Genomic DNA, 5,110 nt, shown 5'->3' with positions numbered 1-5,110 from the left:
ACATCTTCGGCAGAGTTTCCAGGAAAAACGGATGAGATATAAATTTTATTTTCAATAATTTCGGGAAAATCCTCTCTTGGCATTGTAACATAGGCAATAATACCTGTTACAACTATAAGTAAAGTCAAGATATATACTGTAACGCGATTGTCGACAGCCCAACTTGATATGCTAAATTCGTGGTTTTTGTGTTCCATATTTTTTTTGTTTAAACCTTCTAAACTTCCCTTAAAAATTAAGTTTTGTTCCTTCAGAAATCGTATTAATTCCTTCGGTAACAATCACATCGTTTGATTTTATACCGGATAAAATTTCGGTAACATTTTCTGATGATTGACCAGTTGTTACGACTGCTTTTTTAGCAACTCCAGTTTTTCCGTTCACGTTATTAGCGATGTAAACAAATTTTGTTCCGTCTCCATTAGCTTGTATCGTGTTTGTTGGAACCACAATGGCGTTTTTCTTAGTATAATCGATAATTTGAAGTTTTGCAACTTGATTAGGACGCAATAAATTTCCTGGATTAGGCACCGAAACTTCTATCCCGAAACTTCTATTGGCAGGATTAATGTTGTTTCCTACTTGGCGAACTCTTCCTTTATACGTTTTTCCTAAGCTTGTTAAGAATACATTTACTGATGAACCAACTTTTAGTTTCCCGATATACGTTTCTGGAACTTCTGTCGAAACATACATGTTAGATAAGTTTACAATTCGCATTAATCCTTGTGGACTTGGTGAAACAACTTGCCCTCTTTCTACGAAAACAGCATCAATAACTCCTGTAAATGGCGCTTTTATTAATGTTTTAGACAATTGTGCTTTCATTTGTAAAACCGATTTTTGTAACCCAATCATTTGCGTTTGCGCTTGTAAAAACTGAATTTCTGAACCGATTTTTTGATCCCAAAGATTTTTTTGACGTTCGAAAGTTGTTTTTGCTAAGGCATATTGATTTTCTATTGAAGCCAATTGTTGGCTCATTCCACCATCATCAGTTCTTCCTAAAACTTGCCCTTTCGCTACTCTTTGACCAGCAATAACATTTAGAGAAATTAGTGTTCCAGGCATTTCTGGTTGTACTAAAATATTTTCTTTGGTGTTTACATTTCCTTGTACTTCAAGATAATGATTGAAAACAGTGTCTTTTACTGTTAATACAGAAACCAATGCTTCTTGAGCAGTTTTAACTTCTAAAGTAGCTAATGCTGCATCTATTTTAGAAATTTCGGCTTGTAACAAGTCCCTTTTTGCTTTGATATTAACAACGTTTTTTGTTTCGATTAATGCATCGGTTGTTGTTGCATTTTCATTTCCTCCACAAGAAAACAATAGGGTTGTTACTGTAAAAATTAAGATTATTTTTTTCATTTTGTATAGCTGTTTGATTATTTTTTGTTTATTAATTTCTCTAATGTTGCTTTTTTGTTTATCACATCGACCATTGATTGAAGATAAGTTTGTTGCGCAGTGTATAATTGTCGTTGGGCTTCACTAAGATTGAAGCTAGTTGACAATCCTTCTTTAAACTTGACTTGTTGTTTGTTTTCGATTCTTTCGGCAAGTTTCAAATTGGTTTTGTTTGTTGCCAATTCTTCGATGGTAAATTCGTAATCACTTCTGGCTTTTTCGAACTGAAGTTTTAGATTTTGTTCTGTTTCTGTAAGTTTTGTTGTTGCTTGTTCGAATGCAATTTTTGCTTGTTGTTTTCTAGCACTGCTACCCAAACTGCTAAATATTGGCACATTTAAACTCACACCAAGATTGGCAAAATTATTCCATTTTTGGTCTTTCGAGAAAAAGTTAAATTTATTTTCGAAAGCATTATAACCATAATTTACTGCTGCACCTAAAGACGGAAGTTCTTTGCTTTTCTCATACTTAAGAAGCAATCTTTTGCTTTCTTGCAAATTTTGGCCTATTTGATAATCGATATTATTGGTTGCTTTAAATTCTTCTTGAAGTAATAAGATATCGACATTTTTTTGTGTTAAATCCTCTAGTTTTTCGGTAAGTGTTAATTCGTTATCCAAATTAATTCCTAAAATAAGTTTCAACATATCTACAGCAATTGTTCTTTGACGTTTTACATTGGCCAAAGCGCTGTTTACAGAAGCTGACGTTATTTGCAGTTGCTCTACATTTTCTTCTTCTATCAAACCATTTTTAAAAATTTGCTTGGTGTCTGATAATGTTTTTTCGAGAACAACTTTATTTTTTTCGAAAATCAAAATACTTTCGTCAGCAAGAAGTACGTTTCCATAGGAATTAACAACAATTTCTCTGATTTCCTGACTGGTTTTCAGCTTTGCATTTTCCGATATCTTCAAATATACTTTTGCCGATTGCAAACCAACTAAATAAGATCCGTCAAAAAGTAATTGACTTAATGTTACTCCAGCATTCATACTGTGTTTTGTTCCAAAAGCAATGGTAGAAACCGAACCTGGCGCACCACCAAAAGCACCACCACCAGTGACTCCTTGTTTCGTGTACTGCAAATTGTTAAGATAACTAACAGTCCCGTTAATTTGTGGCAAACCCATTGTGGTTGTTTCCCATTTTTTGTGTTTTGCAGCTTCTATATCTCTATTAGAGTTTATTGCCGAATAATTGTTCTGAACAGCATGGTCTATTGCTTGTTGCAAGCTAAATGAATAGCTTTCTTTTTTATCTTGAGCTTGCAAAATTGATGCAAAAAAGAATAAAGTTAATATTAATTGGTTTTTCATAGATTGATGATTATATATTAAGGTTTGATAATTGTTTTTCAAGTTCTTTAACTCCTTCTGGCGTAGCAATTGCTCTTGTGTGATATTCTAAAGCATCTAACTCTAATTTTAATGCTTCACTTTCTTTTTGTGTTGTTTCGTTTATAGAAAAAATTAATGTGTAATAGAATTTCACATACGTTTCAACATCAATATTATCTCGGTACAAACCTTGACGAATTCCTTTTAGAATATTCTGTGTAAACATTTCATTACAATCCTCAATTTTACTTTCAATTACTTTGATGTGTATTTCAGGATAATGTTTTTTCAATTGATACAATGGCGAAGTGTTAGTATATTTAAACATTTCTTTAAACATTTTTCTTATTTCAAAATTCTCTTCAATAGCATTGTAGTTTTGTAAAACTATTTCATCGATAATTTTGTAAATATTTTGATGAACAATTGCCGTACCTTCTTCAATCAAAAGTTCTTTATTGCCAAAATATTTATAAATTGTTTTTTTAGAAATACACATCTCGCAAGCAATATCGTCCATTGTAACGCTCTTGAAACCAAGTTTCAGAAACATTTCGGTAGCTTTCGATATTATTTTATCTTTCATTATAGTCTTAATAATTTTCTTGCAAATGTAAGCAGGAAACTTGTAACACCAAAACAGTTTCCAAAGTATTTACATAAATTTAACATCTGCAAGTTTAGAAGTTTAGAAAATAGTTTAGAAGTTTAGGTAAGGATAATAAAAAAATCTACTTTTGCTTAAGTATTTATTTATGCTGTTTTCAAACTAAACTTTCTAAACGTATAAACTTTCTAAACTTACCAAAACATGCATTCTATTTCTCATTATCAAGAACTCATTTCAGATTATTTTTCGGAATTGCATTTAACTAAAGAGCCTAAAAATCTTTACAAACCAATTGAATATATTTTATCTCTTGGCGGAAAACGAATGCGTCCAATTTTGACATTAATGGCAACCGAAATTTTTGATGTAGATTGTAAAAAAGCATTGGCAGCAGCTACAGCTATTGAAGTTTTTCATAATTTTTCTCTAGTTCACGACGATATCATGGACGATGCACCATTGCGAAGAGGAAACGAAACAGTTCACGAAAAATGGGATATTAATACTGGAATTCTGTCGGGAGATGCGATGCTAATTTTGGCTTACCAACATTTTGAAGAATATGAACCAATTATTTTTCGTGATTTAGCAAAGCTATTCAGCAAAACCGCTCTCGAAGTTTGTGAAGGTCAGCAATATGATGTTGATTTCGAAACTCGTGAAGACGTTACCATCGCCGAATACTTGAAAATGATCGAATATAAAACTGCAGTTTTAGTTGGTGCAGCCATGAAAATGGGCGCTATTGTAGCAGAGACTTCTAATGAAAATGCCAATCTAATTTACGATTTCGGATTGAATTTAGGTATTGCTTTCCAGTTACAAGATGATTATTTAGATGCTTTTGGCAATCCAGAAACCTTTGGAAAACAAGTTGGAGGAGATATTATCGAAAACAAAAAAACCTATTTGTACCTTAAAGCAATAGAGTTTGCTAAAACTGAAGAAAAAGAGCAATTGTTACATTTATTTTCAATCAAGCCTACGGATAATACAGATAAAATTACTTCTGTAAAAGAAATATTTAATCAGACAAAAGCATCGGAAGCTACACAAAAAGCGATTCACGATTATACATTCAAAGCTTTTGAAACGTTAGAAAAAATGAATATTTCTAATGAGAAAAAATTAATGTTAAGAGCTTTTGGAGAAAATTTAATGAGTAGAAATGTGTAAAAATTTCAATTACAAAAATCAATGTCAATGTTTTGTTTTTAGTTTACATTAATTTTTAAAATTTTAAACGAATGAATTACATTTCTCCAAATACAACTGATTTATTGCTTTCTGAAGCAGAAACAGAGAATTTATATCTAAAATTGATTGAACAAATTAATAAAGATTTCAATCTAGCAAATGAAGGAATCGATTTTCCGATGAGTACAACTCCTGACGAGTTAAAAATTCAATTACACGAAAAAATTTACAGGTTAATTCAATACAAATTCGCCGAATATCTCAATTTGCTATATATTATTGATGTTCCCGAAGATCAAATAAAAAAATTAGATGGTTCCGATATTTCAGAATTAGCAAATCAAGTTTCTTTCTTGATTTTGAAACGAGAATGGATGAAGGTTTGGTTTCGAAATCGATATTAAAAAAGAAAAGAGCAACTATTTCTAGCGGCTCTTTTTTAAATAAATATTTGTCTTGTCCTAAAATGGCGATACATAAATTCATCGTTATGGAAAACACCCAGGAACCTCGCTATGTAAAGCGTACTCAAAAAGACTACAGTATGTCT

At 31.5% G+C, this 5,110-nt stretch carries 6 protein-coding genes; 2 read left to right on the top strand and 4 right to left on the bottom strand.

The features are described 5' to 3' along the window. The 4 genes from ACHZC3_RS03180 to ACHZC3_RS03165 form a co-directional block, all read right to left on the bottom strand. A partial coding sequence (locus ACHZC3_RS03180) for an efflux RND transporter permease subunit (RefSeq protein ID WP_394758431.1) occupies positions 1–197 on the bottom strand: 197 nt, incomplete at its 3' end. Positions 198–228: 31 nt separating this feature from the next. After that, positions 229–1,371: an efflux RND transporter periplasmic adaptor subunit gene (locus tag ACHZC3_RS03175; RefSeq protein WP_394758430.1), complete on the bottom strand. Its 1,143-nt coding sequence runs from the start codon at positions 1,369–1,371 to the stop codon at positions 229–231. A 17-nt stretch (positions 1,372–1,388) separates the two neighbouring features. Continuing rightward, complete coding sequence (locus ACHZC3_RS03170; RefSeq protein ID WP_394758429.1) at positions 1,389–2,732, bottom strand: TolC family protein; 1,344 nt, start codon at positions 2,730–2,732, stop codon at positions 1,389–1,391. Between the two features lie 10 nt (positions 2,733–2,742). Beyond that, on the bottom strand, positions 2,743–3,339 hold the full coding sequence (locus ACHZC3_RS03165; RefSeq protein ID WP_394758428.1) for a TetR/AcrR family transcriptional regulator: 597 nt from the start codon (positions 3,337–3,339) through the stop codon (positions 2,743–2,745). 225 nt (positions 3,340–3,564) lie between these two features. Between ACHZC3_RS03165 and ACHZC3_RS03160 the strand changes: the two genes are divergently transcribed. Together ACHZC3_RS03160 and ACHZC3_RS03155 are read left to right on the top strand one after the other, a co-directional pair. Continuing rightward, complete coding sequence (locus ACHZC3_RS03160; protein ID WP_394758427.1) at positions 3,565–4,539, top strand: polyprenyl synthetase family protein; 975 nt, start codon at positions 3,565–3,567, stop codon at positions 4,537–4,539. Positions 4,540–4,610: 71 nt separating this feature from the next. Continuing rightward, on the top strand, positions 4,611–4,964 hold the full coding sequence (locus tag ACHZC3_RS03155) for a hypothetical protein (protein WP_394758426.1): 354 nt from the start codon (positions 4,611–4,613) through the stop codon (positions 4,962–4,964). The last annotated feature ends 146 nt before the right edge of the window (positions 4,965–5,110 follow it).

The sequence above is a fragment of the Flavobacterium sp. genome (genome assembly GCF_043720215.1).
Taxonomy (GTDB): Bacteria; Bacteroidota; Bacteroidia; order Flavobacteriales; family Flavobacteriaceae; genus Flavobacterium.
This window is presented reverse-complemented; position numbering and strand designations above follow the sequence as displayed.